This is a genomic window from Macrococcus epidermidis, from assembly GCF_024205965.1.
GTDB lineage: Bacteria > Bacillota > Bacilli > Staphylococcales > Staphylococcaceae > Macrococcoides > Macrococcoides epidermidis.
This window is the reverse complement of sequence record NZ_CP073819.1, coordinates 1,258,781-1,282,407: the sequence shown is the minus strand read 5'-3', so window position 1 is coordinate 1,282,407 and position 23,627 is coordinate 1,258,781. Positions and strand designations below refer to the sequence as shown.

Annotated in this window: 18 protein-coding genes; 6 read left to right on the top strand and 12 right to left on the bottom strand. The window is 33.9% G+C overall.

Going from position 1 to position 23,627, the window contains the following annotated elements:
* Position 1 precedes the first annotated feature (1 nt).
* Positions 2–187, top strand: a complete 186-nt coding sequence (gene thmT / locus KFV12_RS06675; protein ID WP_099577929.1) for a 2-hydroxymuconate tautomerase — start codon at positions 2–4, stop codon at positions 185–187.
* A gap of 43 nt (positions 188–230) precedes the next feature.
* Here thmT and imm48 read toward each other — a convergent pair whose 3' ends face one another.
* The gene (imm48, locus tag KFV12_RS06670) at positions 231–683 is read right to left on the bottom strand and encodes an Imm48 family immunity protein (RefSeq protein ID WP_099577927.1); all 453 of its coding nucleotides are present in this window, start codon (positions 681–683) and stop codon (positions 231–233) included.
* A gap of 87 nt (positions 684–770) precedes the next feature.
* Positions 771–1,712, bottom strand: coding sequence for an LCP family protein (locus KFV12_RS06665; RefSeq protein WP_254256366.1), 942 nt, complete (start codon positions 1,710–1,712; stop codon positions 771–773).
* Positions 1,713–1,832: 120 nt separating this feature from the next.
* Here KFV12_RS06665 and msrA point away from each other — a divergent pair, with 120 nt between their 5' ends.
* Entirely contained in the window at positions 1,833–2,348 is a 516-nt protein-coding gene (gene msrA / locus KFV12_RS06660; RefSeq protein WP_254257644.1) for a peptide-methionine (S)-S-oxide reductase MsrA, read from the top strand.
* On the opposite strand, the gene mprF is transcribed toward msrA, so the two are convergent.
* The 4 genes from mprF to glcT form a co-directional block, all read right to left on the bottom strand.
* Positions 2,345–4,888: a bifunctional lysylphosphatidylglycerol flippase/synthetase MprF gene (gene mprF / locus KFV12_RS06655; protein ID WP_254256365.1), complete on the bottom strand. Its 2,544-nt coding sequence runs from the start codon at positions 4,886–4,888 to the stop codon at positions 2,345–2,347. The genes msrA and mprF overlap by 4 nt on opposite strands.
* Before the next feature lie 123 nt (positions 4,889–5,011).
* The gene (locus KFV12_RS06650; RefSeq protein WP_254256364.1) at positions 5,012–6,169 is read right to left on the bottom strand and encodes an AI-2E family transporter; all 1,158 of its coding nucleotides are present in this window, start codon (positions 6,167–6,169) and stop codon (positions 5,012–5,014) included.
* Positions 6,170–6,341: 172 nt separating this feature from the next.
* Positions 6,342–8,438 carry a glucose-specific PTS transporter subunit IIBC gene (ptsG, locus tag KFV12_RS06645; protein WP_254256363.1) on the bottom strand — a complete coding sequence of 699 codons (2,097 nt, stop codon included), beginning with the start codon at positions 8,436–8,438 and terminating at the stop codon, positions 6,342–6,344.
* A gap of 161 nt (positions 8,439–8,599) precedes the next feature.
* Complete coding sequence (gene glcT, locus KFV12_RS06640; protein ID WP_254256362.1) at positions 8,600–9,454, bottom strand: glucose PTS transporter transcription antiterminator GlcT; 855 nt, start codon at positions 9,452–9,454, stop codon at positions 8,600–8,602.
* A gap of 135 nt (positions 9,455–9,589) precedes the next feature.
* On the opposite strand from glcT, the gene KFV12_RS06635 reads away from it, so the two are divergent.
* Positions 9,590–10,564, top strand: coding sequence for a DUF1002 domain-containing protein (locus KFV12_RS06635; RefSeq protein WP_254256361.1), 975 nt, complete (start codon positions 9,590–9,592; stop codon positions 10,562–10,564).
* Between the two features lie 76 nt (positions 10,565–10,640).
* On the opposite strand, the gene alsT is transcribed toward KFV12_RS06635, so the two are convergent.
* The 3 genes from alsT to parE all read right to left on the bottom strand — a co-directional run bounded on the left by alsT (position 10,641) and on the right by parE (position 16,748).
* Positions 10,641–12,146, bottom strand: a complete 1,506-nt coding sequence (gene alsT, locus KFV12_RS06630) for a glutamine transporter AlsT (protein ID WP_239242719.1) — start codon at positions 12,144–12,146, stop codon at positions 10,641–10,643.
* A gap of 148 nt (positions 12,147–12,294) precedes the next feature.
* Positions 12,295–14,706 (bottom strand): DNA topoisomerase IV subunit A, encoded by a 2,412-nt coding sequence (parC, locus tag KFV12_RS06625; protein WP_239242718.1) that lies wholly within the window; start codon positions 14,704–14,706, stop codon positions 12,295–12,297.
* Positions 14,706–16,748, bottom strand: coding sequence for a DNA topoisomerase IV subunit B (gene parE / locus KFV12_RS06620; RefSeq protein ID WP_254256360.1), 2,043 nt, complete (start codon positions 16,746–16,748; stop codon positions 14,706–14,708). Before parE ends, parC begins: the two co-directional genes overlap by 1 nt.
* A 307-nt stretch (positions 16,749–17,055) precedes the next feature.
* On the opposite strand from parE, the gene plsY reads away from it, so the two are divergent.
* Together plsY and KFV12_RS06610 are read left to right on the top strand one after the other, a co-directional pair.
* Entirely contained in the window at positions 17,056–17,643 is a 588-nt protein-coding gene (gene plsY / locus KFV12_RS06615; protein WP_254256359.1) for a glycerol-3-phosphate 1-O-acyltransferase PlsY, read from the top strand.
* Positions 17,644–17,651: 8 nt separating this feature from the next.
* Positions 17,652–17,954 carry a HesB/YadR/YfhF family protein gene (locus KFV12_RS06610; protein WP_239242715.1) on the top strand — a complete coding sequence of 101 codons (303 nt, stop codon included), beginning with the start codon at positions 17,652–17,654 and terminating at the stop codon, positions 17,952–17,954.
* Positions 17,955–17,974: 20 nt separating this feature from the next.
* Here KFV12_RS06610 and KFV12_RS06605 read toward each other — a convergent pair whose 3' ends face one another.
* The 3 genes from KFV12_RS06605 to KFV12_RS06595 form a co-directional block, all read right to left on the bottom strand.
* Positions 17,975–18,403, bottom strand: a complete 429-nt coding sequence (locus KFV12_RS06605) for an acyl-CoA thioesterase (protein WP_111714823.1) — start codon at positions 18,401–18,403, stop codon at positions 17,975–17,977.
* Positions 18,404–18,504: 101 nt separating this feature from the next.
* On the bottom strand, positions 18,505–21,213 hold the full coding sequence (acnA, locus tag KFV12_RS06600; protein WP_254256358.1) for an aconitate hydratase AcnA: 2,709 nt from the start codon (positions 21,211–21,213) through the stop codon (positions 18,505–18,507).
* Positions 21,214–21,375: 162 nt separating this feature from the next.
* Positions 21,376–22,929, bottom strand: coding sequence for a glycine betaine uptake BCCT transporter (locus KFV12_RS06595; RefSeq protein ID WP_254256357.1), 1,554 nt, complete (start codon positions 22,927–22,929; stop codon positions 21,376–21,378).
* Between the two features lie 307 nt (positions 22,930–23,236).
* Between KFV12_RS06595 and mscL the strand changes: the two genes are divergently transcribed.
* Positions 23,237–23,605 carry a large conductance mechanosensitive channel protein MscL gene (gene mscL, locus KFV12_RS06590; RefSeq protein ID WP_111714818.1) on the top strand — a complete coding sequence of 123 codons (369 nt, stop codon included), beginning with the start codon at positions 23,237–23,239 and terminating at the stop codon, positions 23,603–23,605.
* Positions 23,606–23,627 lie beyond the last annotated feature (22 nt).

Genomic DNA, 23,627 nt, shown 5'->3' with positions numbered 1-23,627 from the left:
TATGCCATTTATTACAGTAGAATTACTAGAAGGTCGTTCAGAAGAACAGTTAAAGAAAATCGTTGAAGAAGTAACTGAAGTTGTTGCTACAAATGCGAACGCACCGAAAGAAAATATTCATGTATTTATTAAAGAATTGAAAAAAGAGCGCTATGCAGTGGCTGGTAAATTAAAATCAGAATCTTAATTCAAAGAAAAAACCTGTTTGTCCTTAGCGGACAAGCAGGTTTTTATTGTTCATTCGGATTGATTCGTGCAGCCATATTAATACGTTTCGGAGCAGGCTCAGGTTCTACAACTGCTTTTATATCATTTAGTATCATCGAATAATCATTTTGGAAGTCGACAACGCGTCCCCCATCTAAATATTGATCGAGTCCTTTATGGATAATGATATAGATTGATTCATTTTCTTCTTTGTTTGTGCAAGAGATAATATATTGTGTTAAAGCTTCAGCGTAATCAACTGGATAGCCGATAAATTCTGAGATTAATCTGACCATAACAACTTGTATTTCTTCTGCGCCAAAGTCATTTTTTTGTGCATAACCATTGAGTACACCGAAAGTATACGCCACCATTGCCTGATCATCTGCATCACTATGTTCATCGTATACAGGTGACGCTTGTAATGTATCAGCAACTTTCACAGCATACTGGTACATTGCTTCTAAATCATTCATTTTAAATCCCTCCATTTAATTCATAATTTATTTTATCATTGTTATATTATGAATGCATATAATAAAAACTCAGTCTTCTGACTGAGTTTATTCCTCTAGAAATTTCTTAATGGCTGCTTTATTTTTCTCTATATCAATTTCTAATACTGCGCCAGCTTCAGGATAACTCATCTGAGTATAACTATCTTTCACTGGAATAACTAGTGTATTAGGGTCTTTACTCCCTCTAATTACAAACGAAGTGCCTGTTCTAAATATTTCTCCATCAGTCATGTCTGTATTGATATACCCTCTTGCAATACCAGCAAGTTTAGGTGTTTTTAAGATTACTGGAAGACTAACCATTTCTTTCTTTAAAGCACGGATTACTTGCTGTTGACGTCTAACGCGACCAAAGTCAGCTTCAGCATCATTTCTGAATCGTGCATAGCCAAGTAACTCTTTACCATTTAGATTGTGTTTACCTTCAGTCAGCGTCACACCGATTTTTTCTGACATATCCTTTTCAACATCAATAGGTACACCATTCGGTGATATTTCATCAACCATTGCAGAAAATCCTTTAAAATCAACAATCGCATAATGATCAATATCGATATCTAGATTCTGTTTAATCGTTTGGCGTAAAAGTTCCGGTCCACCTAATGTATATGCTGTATTAATCTTATAATTTCTGTAACCTGGTATTTCAGCATAAATATCACGCATCACGGAAATAACTTTCATCTTTTTATTTAAGTAGTTATACTGGCCAATCATGATTGAATCAGTTCTTGCAGATCCATCAACCGCACGGTCTTGACCTAATATTAATATATTAATTTTCCCATCTTTTTTATTTACACCATTAAATTCATATTGTTCATGTTTCGGTGCGTGTTTTTCTGCTTGTTTTAAACCACTTTCATAACTCGATTTTATGTATAAAAAACATCCTAATAAAATACAAATAATAAATAATAATATAAACGGTAACTTACGAATACGACGCTTTTTTCGACGACGTACAGGTGGCGTTTGTCCATCCATAATAAAACACCCTACTTTCCATTCTCCAGTATATTAAACTTATAAAAAATAGGACTAAATTGCAAGCAAATACCTATGGTAATTGTACATTATTATCGTAAAATAATTAAAAGGAGGTAGATTGAAATGAAAACGATATATTTTGCCGGAGGTTGCTTCTGGTGCATGGTAAAACCTTTTGATTCATTTGATGGTATTGAAAGTGTAAAGAGTGGTTATATGGGTGGACAAATTGAAAATCCAACTTATGAACAAGTGAAAACAGGTACGACAGATCATCTTGAAGTCGTTGAAATAATTTATGATGATGCTGTATTCTCATTTGATAAATTATTAGAGATTTTCTTTGCTCAAATTGATCCGACAGATGCTGGCGGTCAATATATGGACAGAGGCACACAATATAGTACTGCTGTATTTTATACTGATGAAACGCAAAAAATGAAAACAGTAGATTACATAGAAAGTATTCAAGATAGATTTGATAAGCCGATTGTGACTGAAATACGTGCCGCTGAAGTGTTCTATTTAGCTGAAGATGAGCACCAGGACTTCTATAAAAGAAACCCTGAACGTTACAAACAGGAACAAATTGATCGTGAAAATTACATAAAGACACAAAAAAATCTGAGCTAATGCTCAGATTTTTTTGATCGATTGATGATTGCATTAATACGAATCATCTGTGTGATGAGTGAACTATCTTTTCGGTAGACTAAATATCTTGATTGCCAGTCAGGATTGAACTTTTCTTTATATTTACGTAATCCTTTAAAACTATAAAGTCTTGAGATAGAATCAAATATCTTACCTGCCAGTCGTTCACGATAAAATGCATGTTTATGACTGCCTACGTTTGATAGTGGTGCCATTCCCATATTAAATGAATGATAGCCCTTCTCTTTCATTAATAGCATTGTATTTAAATATAGACCATCCATCATTTGGAGTTCATTATCTTTCCAGCGTATCATGTCTACTGAGAATGATTGATTATAATGTGTTGGCATAAATGAGACGAAGCCAATGATTTCAGCATCATTTCTAATCACTCCGATCGGTGCTTTGTTTAAATAATCAGGATTAAACTGCCCTACTGAGAAATTCATTTCGTTACGTCCATTTAACCATTCATTCGAAACTTCTTGTAATTGTGCAATTAAACAATCATCAAATGGAGGCTCTAGCACTTCGTAGCGATATCCTTCTGTTTCGAATTTATTGACAGTTGCTCGAAATGCACGTTTTTTCTTTCCGCTGATTGTAAAGTCTTCAAGCGGAATGACTGCTTCCTCACCTAGTTTAAAGAATATATTTCCGAAATCATGATACATCGGTAACAGATGCGGTTGAACCTGATAGAATGCCACGTCATAACCATAATATTCTGTCTTATCATAGAACTGTGTCAGTAAACATTGAAAAGATACCTTATTCCCTATTGGATCACCTAATACGATAATACTATCATTTTTAAATTGAAACATGACAAATGCATCACGCTCATCATTTGTAAAGAATAATTTGTCTCCAGTGAATGCCAGATGACTTACAAAATTCCCGCCATAAGACTGAATAATTTTGTCTATCTCCTCTGTTGACATTTGCATATCAACTTTAGTTTTAAATTTTTTATTGAAAAGATAAGAGAGTGTATACGTCACACCTGCAAATAATACGATTAAAAGCAGGAAATAATATTTTAGTAAGTTACTATCGAAATCAATATTTTCTGTGCGAATCAAACCTTCTAATTGTAATGAAAGTAACCATCCGTTGATTGATAATAACACGATTGATGAAAGAATGGTTAATCCAGCTCTTTTTAATGTTATTGGTCTTCTAATCGAACTGACATTCCGATTGCCGATAAACAATAGTATTAACACAATAAATAGCCAGATATAAATGAGAAAGTTTCCATATGTCAGATATACGACAATCAGTAAAATACTTACTGCGACCATACTCATTACATGCGAGCGTCTTGTGTCATGCATAATACCCTTAGCATTAATGATTAATATCAGCTCAGCCACTCCATATAATGCGGCTAGAAATAAATACGTATTATGTTTCACATCATAGATAGCTTCTATGATTACTAAACCGTTACTTAAAAATAATAAGAGACCAGTAATACCAACAATAACTCCTAATGCAATTGCGGGAAGTTTTACAATTACGTCACGTAAAATGCTTAAAAACAAATTGCTTGTCTCAATTGCTGGTCCAACATATTTATGATCTTCAAATCGATCTTCAAATTGTTTTCTCGCCACACCTCTATACTCGAAAGTCGATAATGCAAGTGCAAGCAGGAATGGTACAAAGTAATAAACTACGCGATAAATAAGTAAAGCAAGTAATACTTGTTCTTCTGTAATTCCAATAGCTTTAAAACCTACAAGAATCATTAAATCAAATGCACCAAATCCACCTGGTACGAGTGATATTAATCCTGCTAAAGCTGCTACAACAAATATGCCGATGACAACTGCAAATGGTACGGGATTACCAATACATTTAAAGATTAAGTACATTACGCCACTCGCTGCAATCCACTCCAATGCAGAGACTAAAGTAAATTTTAATCCTAATAATTTATCCTGATTGACCGGTTTTATAAATGTATATACTAAAAACACAGGTAAGAATAAAGCAGTGATAATTAATGCAATGTTATACCATGGGTAGTGATCAAAGGCATGCGTGTTATTAAATAAATTGAATATGATACCTAGACTTAAAATGCTCATTCCCGAAATCATTGATATTAACAACAAGGAGATTGCTTTAACTAAAGTTCTTTCGTCATCAGCATAATTTCTATAAACTAGTAATCGCAGTCCAGCACCAATTATGCCTCCGAATCCAATTACAGCGTTTAATGCATTCGCTATAAAACTTGTGTTCAATAACTTTTTCTTAGGAATTGATAAATTTAAATTTTTAGCCAATACAAAGTCATATAACGATAACAACATTACTGCTAAAAACCCTGATATAATCAGACCAGCGAGTTCATAAGATTGCAACGATTTAAACGCAATATAGGTTGCTTTATAATCAATAGATGATAATTCACCGATTAATTTATAAAAAATAAAAACAAATAGTAAAGATATAAATAATATTTTTAGTTTGTTTTGGTGGTAATTTAAAAATGTTTTCATATTTACCCACTTTCTATGTTAAAAAATGTATTTAAATATTGTTTATGTAAAAAAACGATATTACTATTGTACATGTAAATACCATTTTTGCAAAATCACAAAAAAATGAAGCATAAACAAGAGTTATGCTTCATTTTTATTAATCTCATATGGACCATGTGCATCCTGAAAATATTTATTATATCGTATTTTAAATTTATGGAAGAAAAATTGTACTAAAACTTTCATAATTGCGTATAGCGGAATACCAAGAATAACACCGATGATACCGAGCATGTTTCCTGCACATAGCAGAACGAAGATAATTGTAAGTGGATGAATCTTCATCGTTTTACCCATAATACTTGGAGAAATAAAATGACCTTCTAAAAATTGTACCGCCATCCACACAACAGCTAACTTCAATAGCATAAGTGGTGAGTCAACAAGTGCGATGATGATTGCCGGACTGATGGCAATCATAGGTCCTAAATATGGCACAACACTTGTAACTGCAGCAATACACGCTAAGATAAGTGCATATTCCAGTCCTATAATTTTATAACCGATAAACAGTAACACTCCTATACAAAAAGCAACAATCATTTGTCCCTGAATATATGAACCAACCTGGACATTCATCTTCTCCAGAATTTCATTGAAATCACTGCGATAGCGTGGGGGTAATAATTTGATCAAATAGCTTTTAAATTGTTTACCGTCTTTAAGTAAAAAGAATAATACAAAAGGAAATGTCATAATTACCACTGCTACACTAGCAATTGTGCCGATAATAGATTTTAAACGAGATGAAAAGCTACCGAGATAATCCCCTACTTTATTAGGTAGATCACTTAAGTTCGTGTTCACCCACTTCTGAATGTCCTGCATATATGGAGCAATGCGTGAATTAGAAGCAATATCATTAAACTTATTAAGGAGATGTTTCATATAATCCGGAAAGTTTGCTACTAGACTTAATATTTGCTGTTCAATTAAAGGTATTAATACAGTAATAAGTATTGTGAATACACCGATAATCAATAAAAACAAAATAATAATCGCATAAAGTCTTTTGACCCTATTGCGTTCCAGTAAATCTACGATTGGATTTAATAGATAAAAAAGTATAAAAGCTAAAATGATTGGACCAATAATCGTATTAAAGATAATGAGAAGTGGTTTAAATACAAATGATACTTTAGCAAAAACAAAGATTAATATCCCTACTAAAATAAGGATACATAATGAAAAGATGAGATTTTTTCCACCTAAAAAACGCATAAATCGATTATCCTGCATGGATTGTTTCCTCCTTATGTTTTTTATTTTGATTTTAACAAATTAATTAAGGTTTACATAATCAAGTTATTGTATTCTTTAGTGTTAAATATAATATCAAATTTAACCATAATTATCATAAAAAAGCAAATTAGGGACCAGCGCATGCTAGTCCCTAATCGTTTCAATATAATTATTTGATATCTAAAATTGCATCTCCTGCAACTGTATGACCATATTTAATATTGTGCATTGATTTGTCTGTTAAGTTTGTGAAAATGATTGGTGTGATATCACTATCAGCATTTGCACGAATATATTCTAGGTCTACTTTTAATAATGTTTGACCTTTCGTTACATGATCACCAGGTTTAACTAACATTTCAAAACCTGCACCTTTTAATCCAACTGTTTCTAATCCGAAGTGGATTAAAACTTCAATACCATCATTACTTTCAAGACCAAGTGCGTGTTTTGTCGGGAAGTCCATCTTAACCTCACCGTCAAATGGTGCAACAACTAATCCTTCTTCTGGTTTAATCGCTACCCCGTCACCCATCATTTTTTGACTGAATACTTGATCAGGTACCGTTGAAAGTTCAACCACTTCACCAGTAATTGGTGCATAAATTGTAGTTGCTGTAGATGTTGAAATATTTGATGTTGCTGGAACAGCTTCAATTGTTTCTTCTGCTTTTACAGCACCTGGGTCTTCGATATGCACTTGTTCTGGACGTGTAACTTCACCAGACATAATACGTGCCATTTCATGTTTAATCTGATCTGACTTTGGACCGAAGATAGCTTGCATGTTGTTTCCAACTTCTAATACCCCTGCAGCACCTAACGCTTTTAATTCTGGTACATCAACTTTAGATTTATCTTTAACTTCCACACGAAGACGTGTAATACAAGCATCTAAATGTTTGATATTTTCTTTACCACCCATTGCATCTAACACGTTGAATGGTAATTCACCAGCTGTAGAAGTTGTTGATTGCGCTTCTTCATCTTCACGACCTGGTGTTTTTAAGTTAAATTTCTTAATCGCGAATGTAAATAAGAAATAATAAACAACTGCATAAACTAAACCTACCGGAATAACTAATAACGCATTTGTACGATCCCAGTTTAATAAACCGAATAATGTATAATCAATGAAACCACCTGAGAACGTCATACCAATTTTAACGTGTAATAAATGCATTACTAAGAATGAAGTACCCGCTAATACTACGTGAATTCCGTAAAGAATTGGTGCTACGAATAAGAATGAGAATTCTAAAGGTTCTGTAATACCTGTTAAGAATGATGTTAAAGCTGCTGAAAGCATTAAACCACCAACAACTTTTTTACGTTCTGGACGTGCTTGACGATAGATGGCATATGCTGCTGCTGGTAAACCAAACATCATAAATGGATATTTACCAGTTGTGAACATACCTGCTGTAAATGGTACGCCATCTTTCATTTGTGCCATCCAGATACTTTGGTCACCACGTACTAAGTTACCTGCTGCGTTCGTGTAGTTACCAAACTCGAACCAGAAAGGCGCATAGAAGATATGGTGTAATCCGAATGGAATTAATGAACGCTCAATAATACCGAAAATAAATGTAGTTAAAATTAAGTTTTTATTTAATAAGAATTCAGATAAAGTATTTAATCCGTCTTGGATTGGTGGCCAGATAATTGCTAATGCAGCCCCCACAATGATTGCCATCACTGAAGTAATGATTGGAACGAAACGTTTACCCGCAAAGAAACCTAGGAATGCCGGCATATTGATATTAAAGAATTTGTTGTAACACCATGCTGCAACGGCCCCCATGATGATACCACCAAATACACCAGTCTGAAGTGTCGGGATACCTAAAATTAAAGCATGTGCAGGTAACTTAGCTGACTGACCTAAAGTTTCCGCTCCTTCAGCATATGAATAAATATTGTCGATTGTAATACCCATGAATTTACCGATTGTGGCATTCATAATTAAGTAACCTACTAAAGCTGCAAGTCCGGCAACACCGTCCCCACCTGCTAAACCAAGTGCAGTACCAATCGCGAATAATAAAGGTAAGTTATCGAAAATAACTTGTCCTGCACTTTCCATAATACCTGATAACATTACAAAGAAATCAGCTTTCAACCAAGGTGCAAACTGCACAAGTTGTTCATTGTGCATCGCGTTACCGAATGCAAGTAAAATACCTGCTGCTGGTAACAAAGCAACCGGTAACATCAATGCTTTACCGATACGTTGTAATTGACCGAATAACGTTTTGAACATATTTTATTCCTCCTAAAATGTTTTGTTTAGATTGCTAGATAAGATAAGAAGAAGATAAAAGCAAATTTACATACATATTCACAAAATACAAAGCAAACAAAAAAGGCATAAGTATATACTGGTCCCTTTGTACCAGTAATAACTCATGCCTGCTTTATCAGTTACACGTTATCTACTTCAGTATTAAATGCTTGAATATGCATTGTAAGATATACAAGCTCTGATTCATAAACCGGCTTGTTTAAATGCGTCTGCATCATCTTAACAATCTTTACAGCCGTATTGTAACACAATGGATATTGTACTTTCAATAGGTTTTCTAACTTTTTTTGTTCAGGCATACGATCATCAGCCATCACGCGTTGAACAGCAAAACTAATATGTCTAACAAATCTTGAATAAGCTATAGAATCCTTATCTATATTAACTTTCAAATCCTGTTCTATCATTTGAATCGCTTTTGTAATCACTTCGGCCATCATATTCATATCACGAAGCGAATGATTATTAACGGATGAATGGATATGTAACGCAATAAAACCTACTTCCGTTCTTGGAAAATTAACTTGTAGCTTATCATTTAACATTTGAACAACTTGTTCAGCAATTAAAAATTCTTTCTGATATAGTGCTTCTGTTTCTTTTAAAAATGGATTTGCAACAAAAATACCATCTTTATAACGTTTCAGAGCAAAAATGATATGATCCGTTAATGATAAAATAATTTTATCGTCCATCTGTCCATCTGTTCGCTTGTCGATAAATTCCACAATCTCGATGACTGTTGCAATAACATGGTCATCTGTTAACGTCATTAAATCTTTATAGCGTTCTTTTTCCTGTTCCGTTTTAAGTTCGAACATTTTTTCTATCTTGTTTAAATCCTGATCTATAATTGTATGCCCAGCTTTTTTATTGAAGCCTATACCTTTACCGATCAATACAACTTCCTTATTATTTTTAAGTGCAATTAATACATTATTATTCAACACTTTTTCGACAATATATTGTCCCATATTAAATACCTCATTCCAAAGACCTATGTGTTCAATTTAGTTACATGGTAAAATAATGTTAGCTATATATATAGCTGCTATATTATAAGTAAATATAGTGAAACTTAATATTAAATAAAAATTGGAGGGATTAAGTTGAAATTATACAAAAAGTTATTATTCATTTCAATAGCATTATTACTACTTGTAGTTCCATTTAAAAATGCTGACGCTGTTACTGAAGAAGCCTGGTCTGAAGCTGTTACTGTTTACGGTGCTGCCCTTGAACAAAATAGTGATCTGCAAAGTAAAACTAAATCATTACTCGGCACAGATGATAGTGATAAGACAACATATGTCCATGCTGCAGATTTAACAAAATATTTAGGCTTACAATCTAACGATAGTGTTTTAAAATCTAGTATTCGAATCAAAAAATTATCAGCTGGATCTGGTCTTTCTTTAAATATAAACCAATCAGCAGGTAAAATCACTAAAATTACCGAAGATACTTACAAAAATGCATTACTCACTGCTGGTGTAACGGATGCTGAAGTTACGATTGCAGCAGCAGAAGATGTTACTGGTGAAAGTGCGTTAGCTGGTGTATATAAAGCATTTGAAGATCAAGGCGAAACAATTGACACTGCACAGACGCAAGCCGCTCAAAATGAATTGAATTCAATTTCAAATATTAATGCAGAAAATGCCGGCAAAGAAGGGTTCTCTCAAGAACAATTAAATAAAGCAATCGCCGAAGCTAAAGCGGAAATTGCCAAGCAAGGTGCTAACTTAAATACGACTGAAATTAAAAATATCGTTGTACAGAAGATTGAAAACAATGGACTGAATAACATTATTTCTGACAACCAAATTAACATCATCGTTAACTTCATTAATAATGCACAAAATTCTGGTGTATTCAGTGGAGAAAATAAAGATAAGTTTATCAATGGTGCAAAAGACTATGTCAATGAGATTAAAAATTCAGATGGCTTTAAACAAGCTACTGATAAAGCAAAAGATATGGGGAAAAGTATCCAGGATTCTCTTGAAAAAGAAAGCGTATGGGATAAATTTATGAACTTTATTCAATCCATTATCGATGCAATTATGGGATTATTTAAATAATGTTATATAAAAAGAATCAGCGGATGATTTCATTCGCTGATTCTTTTTGTCTTTATTTAGAAAATTGTTTTACTATTTAATTTTTTTTAATCTCTTTCGTTTCTAGATTATCCTGTTCAGGATGATATTCGTAAGGATTCTCTCCCCATGTTTCAACAGATGATAAATCTGCTTTAACATGTTTTGTCTTAAACACTGGATTTAAACCTTTTTTGCGTTGTTCTCCGTAATCTTTTGCAACTTCGAATACAACATGTGCTAATCCAATGATTGCTGTAATATTTAAGATGGCCATTAATCCCATAAATAAATCAGCTGTAGACCAAACTGTTTCAACTTTAATAACAGCTCCGAAAAATACCATGAGTACTACTAACAATCTGAAGATAAACATTACTGTTTTATTTGTTGTCAAATATTCGATGTTTGATTGTCCATAGTAGTAATTACCTAACACAGATGAATATGCAAATAAAAATACTGCAATCGTTAAAAATACTCCGCCAAATGAACCGATATGACTGTTTAAAGCTGCTTGAGTAACTTCAATCCCTTGAGGTGCTTTCTCACCAAACTCTAAACCACCATATAATAAAATCATTATTGCAGTAGCCGTACATACTAGCATCGTATCAAAGAATACACCAAGGGATTGTATTAACCCTTGTTTAACCGGATGACTTACTGCTGCAGTAGCTGCAGCATTTGGAGCAGAACCCATACCTGCTTCATTTGAGAATAATCCACGTTTAATACCTTGCATGATGGTAAATCCTAAAGCACCACCAAATGCTGGTTCTAAACCGAATGCACCTTTAATGATCTGCATAAGCATCGGAATAACATCACTAATATGTGTGATTAATACAAACAATACGATACCGATATAAAGAATCGCCATTAAAGGAACAATTGCTGTTGACACGTTAGCAATCCAACGTACGCCACCAAAGATTACAAGTGCCGTAATCACAGCCAGGATGATTCCTGTCCAGAATGGATCAAAATTATATTGTTCTTTAAAACTTGCAGCAATCGTATTTGATTGTACCGTATTAAAGACAAAAGCAAATGTTACGGTAATAAGTATTGCAAATGTTGTACCTAACCATTTTTGACCTAATCCATGTTCCATATAGTAAGCTGGTCCCCCGCGGAAACCACCTTTTTCATCTTTAACTTTATATACTTGCGCGAGTGTCGCTTCAAAAAATGCACTTGCAGCACCAAAGAATGCAATGACCCACATCCAGAAAACTGCACCTGGACCCCCTAAGACAATTGCAGTTGCAACACCAGCGATATTACCAGTACCTACTCGGCTTGCTGCACTTATAGCAAAAGCCTGAAAAGATGAAATACCTTTTTTCCCATCTTCGAGTGTTTCAGGTTTCTCACCGATTACCCTAAACATTTCAGGTAACCATCTAAACTGAACAAATCTTGAACTTAAACTAAAGAAGAATCCAGCAAGTAATAATAAACCGATTAAAAATTCAGTCCATATTAAATCATTACCAGCAGTGACAATCGATTTAAACCACTCTGGTATCATTGCATCAAAATCAACATTCGAAAACATATAAAACCTCCATATTCTTTAATAAAAATAATACAAAGTTCATTTTATCATAGAATATGAAGGTTTCAATTTTTATTTTTTTATATATAAATTTATTTATTATATATTAATAAGCTATCAAACAATATTTAACCGTAAAATTTAATACTTACTCATCAGCAATCATAAGATTAAATGCATCAATCTGTCCAAATTCTTTTTCATCTACGATAAAGCTACCGTTTGTATATCGATCAGCATTACGTATCGTTTTTGTATTAGACTGATATGTTTCATTTGAAGCAGATAATGTAAAGTTTAAATCATCGGTTATGATATATGCATTAACTACTTTATGCGGATTAGATTTGAGCTCTTTTAAGATAACAACGCCTCTATTCGCTCGCTTACTTTCTTCAAATAAATCTATTTTCATCTTTTTCATTGCCCCACGTTGCGTCGCAATAATAAGATCACTCTCCGGATAAAGAATTTCAGTTGAAACAACTTTATCATTATCTTTAAGATTAATTGATTTTACGCCCGCAGCTTTAATACCAATATTATTGATTTCAGCTAAGGAATAATGTAATGCAAAACCATTTTGAGTAACTACAAGTATATGTTCTTCACCTGTGATAGATTGTACAGTAATTACCTGATCATCATCTTTTAACTTCATACAGACAATCGGTCTTGAATAACGTGTCACATTAAAATCATTAAGCAATGTCTTTTTAATCATTCCATTTTGTGTCGCTATCATTATACTTTGTTCCTGATTAAAGTCAGTAACATTGATCATTCCTACAACATATTCATTTTGCGTGAGTGGGACAATTTGTGATAAATGTGTACCAAGTTCCTTCCATTTCACATCAGGTAACTGATGAACTGGTATGTAGATATAGTGCCCTAAGTTTGTAAACACAAGCAGTACATCCTGCAGATTACTCTCTTTATAATCAAGTATTGAATCTCCTTCTTTAGTTCCGAGTTCATTTAATCCACTTGCTCCAAAACTTCTTGGTGAAGTACGTTTAATATAACCGTCTTTCGTAATACTTACAATTGCTTCTTCGCTAGGAATTAAAATCTCTTTAGAAATCTTAATTTCCTGAATCTCGTCTTCAATAGTACTTAATCTAGGTTCACTAAAGTCTTTTTGTACAGCTTTAAGTTCACGTTTAATCACCGACATTAAGTGCTTTTTATCGTTAAGGATTTTTTCAAGCTTTTCTAAAGTTGCCTTTAATTCATCATGTTCATTTTCTAATTGCACGATATCCGTATTCGTTAAACGATATAACTGTAACATCACAATGGCTTCAGCTTGTGCTTCTGTAAAGTCATATTTAGTTTTTAAATTTTCTTTTGCATCGCTTTTGTTTTTAGACTGACGAATCGTTTCAATCACTTCATCTAAAATCGACAATGCTTTAATGAGACCTTCAACAATGTGCATTCGTTTTTTAGCCTGATCTAGCTCAAACTGACTACGACGTAAAATAACTTCCTGTTGATGCTTGATATAACTTTGTAGCATCGCTTTGACACCTAAAAGACTTGGGCGTCTGTCACTGATTGCTACCATATTAAAGTTATAGGCAACTTGTAAATCAGTATTTTTATATAAATAGTTTAATATACCTTCTGCATTAGCATCTTTCTTAAGCTCAACGGCAATTCTCAAACCATTTCTATCTGTTTCATCACGAACTTCAAGAATGCCTTCAATCTTCTTATCAGCTCTTAATTCATCAATACGTTTAACAAGCGTACTTTTATTCACTTCAAAAGGAATTTCAGTAATAACAATCTCTTCTCTGCCGCCACGTAATTTTTCAATCTCAACTTTACCACGTACAATCGCTTTACCTTTACCAGTTTCATATGCTTGTTTTATACCTGACTTACCTTGAATAATACCACCTGTCGGAAAATCTGGTCCTGGCATGACTGTCATAATTTCTTCAGTAGTAACATTAGGATTATCGATGATCATTAATGTGGCATCGATTACTTCACTCAAATTATGTGGTGGTATATCAGTGGCATAACCTGCAGAGATACCTGTTGACCCATTGACTAATAGATTAGGATAATTTGCAGGTAGCACCATAGGCTCCATTGCAGTATCATCAAAGTTTTGTACCCAATCAACAGTATCCTGATTAATATTACGTAATAATACACTGGCAAGTTTAGATAATTTTGCTTCTGTATAACGCATTGCTGCAGGAGGATCATTATCGATGCTACCGTTATTACCGTGCATTTCAACGAGGACGTGACGTAATTTCCAGTCCTGACTCATACGGACCATGGCATCATATACTGAAGTATCACCATGTGGGTGATAATTACCGATAACGTTACCTACTGTTTTAGCACTTTTTCTGAAGTTCTTATCATAAGTATTACCTTCAGCATGCATCGCAAATAAAATACGACGTTGTACTGGTTTTAGGCCGTCTCTGACATCTGGTATTGCACGATCCTGAATTATATATTTACTATAGCGTCCAAATCGATCACCTATAACATCTTCTAAAGGTAAGCTTTGTATATTTTCCTGCATTACGCTATACCTCCTTCAGATAAATCTACATCTTTAATCACAGCAACATCCTCTTCTTCTTCAAGTAACAATAACTCATCACTTTCAAGTAACAATAACTCATCACTTTCAAGTATACTGGCATCTTCCTGCATACCAAATTCAACATTTTGTTCAATCCAGTCACGTCGTGGCTCAACTTTATCACCCATTAATGTTGATACACGTTTGGCACTTCTTAGTTCATCATCTATTTCAACACGAATTAATGTGCGCGTTTCAGGATTCATCGTTGTATCCCAAAGCTGATCGGCATTCATTTCACCTAAACCTTTATATCGCTGTAAAATAAATCCTTTACCTACTTTTTTCTGTACATCTTTTAATTCATCGTCCGTCCATGCATATTCAATCACTTCTGTTTTACCTTTACCTTTTGAAACTTTATATAAAGGTGGTAACGCTATATAAACTTTTCCTGCTTCAATAAGCGGGCGCATATATTTAAAGAAGAATGTAAGTAATAATACCTGGATATGTGCACCATCTGTATCTGCATCTGTCATGATAATCACTTTATTGTAATTGCTATCTTCAATATTAAAGTCGTTGCCGACACCGGCACCGATCGTATGAATAATCGTACTGATCTCTTCATTCTTTAATATATCTTCAAGCTTAGCTTTCTCTGTATTAATGACTTTACCACGTAATGGCAGTATCGCTTGAAATTTTCGATCGCGTCCTAGTTTAGCAGAACCGCCGGCAGAGTCACCCTCTACTAAATATAGTTCATTTTTCTCTGTATTTTTACTTTGAGCAGGTGTTAATTTACCTGACAATAATGTTTCTTTACGCTTATTTTTCTTACCATTTCTAGCCTCTTCACGTGCTTTGCGTGCAGCATTCCTTGCTTGAGCTGCTTTTACAGCTTTTTTCACAAGTATCTGGCTCAGCTTACCATTCTCTTCAAAATAATACGGTAGCTGTTCAGCAAGCATCGCATCTACTGCACTTCTTGCTTCACTTGTCCCAAGCTTAGATTTCGTTTGACCTTCAAACTGTAAAAGATGTTCTGGAATCTTAACAGAGATAATCGCAGTCATACCTTCTCTAATATCATTACCGTCCAGATTTTTATCTTTTTGTTTTAATTCACCAATCTTTCTCGCATATTCATTAAATACACGCGTCATCGCTGTCTTCATACCAACTTCATGTGTCCCGCCATCTTTCGTACGTACGTTGTTAACAAATGAAAGTATCGTCTCTGAATACTGATCATTGTACTGGAAGGCAACTTCCACTTCAATCTCATTTGATGTACCGCTGAAATGCGCCACTTCATGTAAGGTTTCTTTACCTTCATTAACAAATTTCACGAAATCACTTAAGCCATCTTCAAAATAAAAATCATCGTGACGTTCCGGAATTACACGATTATCCGTGATTGAAATATGTAAGTCTTTTAATAAAAATGCTGACTCACGTAGACGCTCGCTTAACGTTTCATAGTTAAATTTCGTCGTTTGCTTAAAAATTGAGGGATCCGGTTTAAATGTTACACGCGTTCCTGTTTTTTTTGATGTCCCTATTTCTTCTAAAGTAGTTACAGCCACACCACCACTTTCAAAACGTTGTTTAAAAATCTTACCATTATTATGAATCGTTACTTCTAACCATTCACTTAAAGCATTTACTACAGAGGCCCCTACACCGTGTAGACCACCTGTCGTTTTATATCCACCCTGTCCAAACTTACCTCCGGCATGCAATACAGTAAAAATTACTTCAGGTGTCGGTTTACCTGTCTTATGCAGACCTGTCGGCATCCCACGCCCATTATCTGTTACTGTTACAGAATCATCTTCATTCAATATCACATCTATTTTATTACCATGACCATTTAACGCTTCATCGATAGAATTATCTAAAATTTCATATACAAGATGATGAAGCCCTCTTGTGTCAGTAGAACCGATATACATACCAGGTCTTTTTCTAACTGCTTCTAAACCTTCTAAAACTTGTATCGATTCATCATTATATTGATTTTTCGGCAAAATATTACCCCCTACAAACATACGTTCGTTTAATTTATACACATTCACTATTTTATCTAATCCCTATATTTTTGCAAGTATTTATACAAAAACATAAAAGTTTACATAATATATTTATAGTAGTAAATAGTTGTGCTCTATTCAACTTTATCATAAACATTATAAAAACGGTACGGGCTATCATAGATGAATTAAAATAATAGCGATGGAATTTCGATAATTATTTTCTATTTCATCTGAATAAGCTATAATAATAGTATGATTTTATGAATAACTATTAGTACCTGCTAATATAAGGAGAGATTTTATGGTTATCGCGATGATGTTAATCGCAGCATATTTAATCGGTAGTATCCCTACAGGATTAATTATTGGTAAATTATTTTACAATATAGATATTAGACAACATGGCAGTGGGAATTTAGGTGCAACGAATACGTTTAGAATCCTCGGTAAGAAGGCAGGAATATTCGTAACGATCTTTGATGTTTTAAAAGGTACGATTCCCGCACTATTCCCAGTTATATTTAATCAGAATGTTCATCCCATTATCATCGGTGTTGCAGCAGTTATCGGCCATGTATATCCAATATACTTAAAATTTAAAGGTGGCAAAGCTGTTGCTACAAGTGCAGGTGTGATCCTTGGTACAAATCCGGTGCTATTCTTAATCATTGCTGTCATCTTCTTTAGTTTATTGTTTACAACGAAAATGGTGTCACTAACAAGTATGCTAACAAGTATCACAAATTTTATCGGTTCACTATTTTTTGATGATAAAATTTTAATGGTTGTATCGTTTATCATTATGATTGTTATCATCGTTAGACATAAATCAAATATAGAACGTATCATGAACGGTTCAGAACCTAAAATAAATTTTAAGAAGAAGTGAGGTTTATCATGCAGATAAATTTAAATGATACAGCAGTTGAGTGGTTTAAATCAGAATTTGATTTCCCAGAAGGTTCAGGTTTAAAGTTTTTTATTCGTTATGGTGGCTCATTTCAATTAAAACAAGGCTATTCACCAGGATTTATGGTTGATAAACTACAAAATGTCGGTTATCAGGATGAAAAAGGTGGACTCGTCTACTTTGTTGAAGAAACGGATCTATGGTATTACAAAGATGACACGATGAATGTTGTGGCAGTAAATGATGAAATTAAATATAGAATAGCTCCAAAAAAGCCGGGTCAATATTGACCCGGCTACTTTTGTATATTTTAAAGTTCACCCATTGCAACAAACTCCAGATACTTGGCATGCCACTCTGGATAATAGCGATCTAATCGTATTGGTCGATCGCTACCTTTTTTTAGTACGACATGTGTTGTTTGTCCTGTGGCAGCAATCTCCCCATTCTCTTTAATCACTTCGTAAGCATAGACAGTTTTTAACTTTGAATAAGCATGTATCCATGTTTTGATTGTTATCTTTTCAGGATAAGTAATTGAGCGTTTATATTTTACATTTACATCTAATACAGGTGAAATTAGATCATCTTTTTCCATATCTGCATAGCTGAATCCAGCTTTTGCAATAAAATCTGTTCGAGCAACTTCAAACCATATTAAATAATTTGCATGATAAACGACATCCATTTTGTCTGTTTCTGCATAACGCACTTCTATTTCTTTTTCTGTATAATACAAATTATCCACCTTCTTATAAATGATAACTCTATTGTACCAAATGTTTAGTACTTGGTACTAAAAAAAGACCTATGAATTTTTAATTCATAGGTCAATTATTTTTATTGCGTTAACTTATCTCTTAAAACCATTTGTAGAATACCACCATGACGGTAGTAATCTAATTCTACTTCTGAGTCAAATCGTGCTAAAGCATTGAATTCAACAACAGTTCCATCAGTTTTCACTGCAGTAACTTTCACTTCATCACGTGGTTTGATACCTTCATTGATTTCAACTGAGAATGTTTCAGAACCATCTAACCCTAATGCATCTGCAGAATCACCTTTTAAGAATTGTAAAGGTAATACACCCATCATCACTAAGTTAGAACGGTGAATACGCTCGTAACTTTGAGCGATCACTGTTTTTACGCCTAAAAGATTAGTACCTTTTGCAGCCCAGTCACGACTAGAACCCATACCGTAGTCATTTCCAGCTAACACGACTAATCCTTTACCATCTGCCTGATATTTCATACAAGCATCGAAAATCGGCATTACTTCACCCGTTGGCCAATACGTTGTAAATCCACCTTCTGTACCTGGTGCGATTTGGTTTTTAATACGGATATTTGCAAATGTACCACGCATCATTACTTCATGATTACCACGACGAGAGCCATATGAGTTAAAGTCACGGATTTCAACGTCATTTTCTCTTAAGTATTTTCCTGCTGGTGTATCTTTACCGATAGCACCTGCCGGAGAAATATGGTCAGTTGTAACTGAGTCACCAAATTTACCCATAACCGCTAAATCTTTAAGTGGTGCAATACTTCCTGGTTCTTTAGATAATCCCTGGAAGAATGTAGGATTTTGAATATATGTCGATGTCGGATCAAAATCATATAAAGGTTGATCAGTTGATTCAATTTGGTTCCACATTTCATTTGAATTAAAGACATTTTCATATTCTTTTCTAAATAATTCTGGTGTTACAACAGCATTAACTTCATTTTTAACTTCATCAATCGTTGGCCAGATATCTTTTAAGAATACATCTTTACCATCGTGACCTTTACCGATCGGATCATTTTGTAAATCGATGTCAACAGTACCAGCTAACGCGTATGCCACAACAAGTTGCGGTGAAGCAAGGTAGTTTGCTTTCACTAATGGATGAATACGACCTTCAAAGTTACGGTTACCAGATAATACAGAGGTTACTAATAAATCTTCTTTTGAAATTGTTTCTTCAATTTCAGGTAATAACGGACCTGAGTTACCGATACATGTCGTACATCCGTAACCGACAGTATTAAATCCTAATTGATTAAGATACGTTTGTAATCCTGAATCTTCAAGATATCCTGTAACAACTTTAGAACCCGGTGCTAATGAAGTTTTCACATAAGCAGGCACTTGTAATCCTTTTTCTACTGCTTTTTTAGCAACTAATCCAGCACCTAACATCACGTAAGGGTTTGATGTATTTGTACAAGATGTAATCGCCGCAATTGCGATATCTCCCGTTTTCATTGTGATGGATTTACCATCAGCAAGTGTAGCCGATGCAGTTTTATCAAATTCAGCTTTATCTAATCCATGACCTTGATTGCCCGCTTTAGCAGTAACGGATTTCACAAATTCTTTTTTCATATCGCTAAGTTTGATTAAATCTTGAGGACGTTTCGGTCCTGATAATGAAGCTTCCACAGTTGAAAGATCTAAATTTAATGTATCAGTGTACGTAGGATCTTCTTTATCTGTTGTAAAAAACATGTCATTCTTTACTAAATATTCTTTTACAAGCTGGATATGTGCTTCATCACGACCTGTTAAACGCATATAATTTAAAGCTTCTTCATCAACTGGGAAGAAACCACACGTAGCACCATATTCAGGGGCCATATTAGCAATTGTCGCACGGTCTGCAAGTGGTAAGTTCACTACACCTGGGCCGAAGAATTCAACAAATTTACCGACAACACCTTTTTTACGTAATTCCTGTGTCACACGTAACGCTAAGTCAGTGGCAGTTGCACCTTCAGGAAGTTCTCCCGTCAGTTTTACACCAATTACTTCCGGTACAGGGAAATATGATGGTTGACCAAGCATACCCGCTTCTGCTTCAATTCCACCTACACCCCATCCAAGTACACCGATACCATTGATCATCGTTGTATGTGAGTCAGTACCTACTAATGTATCAGGGAAAGTAACTTGTTCACCATTTACGTCACGTACGTGAACAACGTTCGCTAAATATTCTAAGTTTACTTGATGTACGATACCTGTTGCTGGTGGAACCGCACGATAGTTATCAAATGCTTTTGTCGCCCAGTTTAAGAATTGATAACGTTCTTTGTTACGTGCAAATTCTAACTCCATGTTACGTTTTAATGCAGTTTCATTACCATAGGCATCCACTTGTACAGAGTGGTCAATTACTAAATCTACAGGTACTTCCGGATTAATCTTCGTAACATCTCCACCAACGTCATCCATTGCTTTACGAAGTGATGCTAAGTCAACGACCGCAGGCACACCAGTAAAGTCCTGTAAAATAACACGTGATGGTTTAAACGGCACTTCAGCGTTTGGATCATTCTTTTTGCCCCATTTTACTAAATGCTTAATATGATCCTCGTTAATTACACGACCATCATATTGGCGTAACACTGATTCTAGTAATACACGAATAGAATAAGGTAAATTTTTAATTTCTCCTAAACCTAATGATTCTAATGATTTTAAACTATAAAACGTGTACGATTTACCATTTAATTCAAATGTCTGTTTTGCAGTTTGTTGTAAATTTGAATTCATATTCGTTCCCCCTAAAGATTATTAAAGCCTTTACAACCCTATTTTAATCAAAATAGAATGAGAAGTAAATATTATCACATTCCAAATAAGCTATACCAGTTTATAAGTTTTACTTATGATAAAAAGACAGTTCAAGTAAAATAACCTGAACTGTCTTTACTATTATTTATTTTTCTGAGGATTGACCTCATAAGTTTTATTTCTAAACTTTTTATCAGGTTTCAACGTTAACCCAAGCCTCATTCTTTCTTTATTTCCGTCTTTATAGACAGAAACTAACATCAACATTAATACAAATGAGAATGGGAAAGCTGCAATGATCGCTGCGCTTTGCAATGCAGAAAGTCCACCTGCATAAATTAACACAAGCGCGATTAAAGATTGCGCAACACCCCAAATCACTTTAATATAGTTTGCTGGTTCTAAAGAGCCGTTTGTAGACTGCATACCTAATACAAACGTCGCAGAATCTGCTGACGTTATAAAGAAAGTACAAATCAATGATAAAGCTATCAATGATAAGCCCATCGCCATCGGCAAATGTTCAAAGATTGCAAACAATTGAGTTTCAACGACCATTTCACCAATTTTCGGAACATCCTTGAATACTTCAATACCTGTTACACCAAACACACTAAACCATAGTGCACTGATAATAGTAGGAACGAGTAATACACCGATTAAAAATTCACGAATCGTTCTTCCTTTTGAAACACGTGCGATAAAGATACCAACAAATGGGCTCCAGCTCATCCACCAGCCCCAATAATAAATTGTCCAGCTGTTCATCCAGTCATGTTTATCTTTATCAAGTGGCGCAACATCAAAACTCATACTTAAGAAATTCTGTAATAAATTACCGATTGATGTTGAAAACATATTTAAAATTAATACTGTTGGACCTAAAAATAATACTGCAAATAATAATAATGTTGCGAGCGTAATATTTGCATTACTTAAAATTTGGATACCTTTTGATAAGCCACTCCACGCACTTATCAAGAATAATATTGTAACGATAATAACAATGATTAATTTCACGTTAAATGTATTTGGAATATTAAAGAGATAATGCAAACCACCATTGATCTGCTGAGCACCCATACCAAGTGAAACTGCAACCCCTACTACTGTTGCAAATACTGCAAGTACATCAATGATTGTTCCAATCCATCCATCAACCTTATTCCCTAACACAGGACGTAGTGTTCTTGAAATTAATCCTGGTTCACCTTTTCTAAATTGTGCATATGCAAGTCCAAGCGCTACAACGCCATATGTTGCCCACGCATGAAATCCCCAGTGGAAAAATGTATAACGAAATGCATCTTTCATCGCTTCATCCGTCTCTGGTTCAGCAACAGGTGAGGTAATAAAATGACTTAAAGGTTCTGATGCACCATAAAAGACTAAACCGATCCCCATACCTGCACTAAATAACATTGCAAACCATGAGATTGTACTAAATTCAGGTTTATCCTTTGGTTTACCTAATTTAAGTTTACCGATCGGACTTAATATTAAGAATAAACATGTAAAGACAAATATAGAAGTCACCATAACATAATACCAACCAAAATATTTAGAAATCCATTGGTTAATATTACCTGTTATTTTACTAAATTCTTCTGGAATAGTAATACCTAAAATCACTGTAACGGCCACTAAAGATAGTGCAATAAAAAATACAGGTGTTAATTTTCTACCTTCTTTCATTAAAAAACTCCTCTCTAATTATTAAAAACAGTCTATAGTATAACAAAGAGAAAAGTTAATTTCAAATAAATAAATATTAAGAAAATATCAAAATGAAAAATTTAAATCGTTTTCATTGCTATTTCTTTATAATCTAAAAATTTTATTTCTCATCACCTCATTTCAAATATACTTATTATTTATAATTGAAAGAAATATTATTTGTAAAATGATAAAAATTTAATAAAAATTAATATAATAAATAAATAGAGATTGATTTTTTATATTTTTGATTGTAAAATAGAATTATTATAGGAGGTGACTATACATGTCATTAATAAAAGAATTTAAAGAATTTGCTATTAAAGGAAACGTTCTTGATTTAGCAGTTGCAGTGGTAATCGGTGCAGCATTTGGTAAAATCGTATCTTCATTAGTAGCAGATGTTATTATGCCAATAATCGGTCTTATCTTTGGTGATACTGATTTCGCATCAAACTGGGCTTATAAAGGTATTAAATATGGTGTCTTCATTCAATCTATCGTTGATTTCTTAATCGTTGCCGCAGCCATCTTCTTATTCGTTAAATTAATCAATAAATTAACACGTAAGAGCGATGTTGAAGAAGTTGAGGAAGCAGTAGAAGAAAATACTGTATTATTAACTGAAATTAGAGATTTATTGCGTTCTAAATAATATTAAAAAGAGATTGCGATTG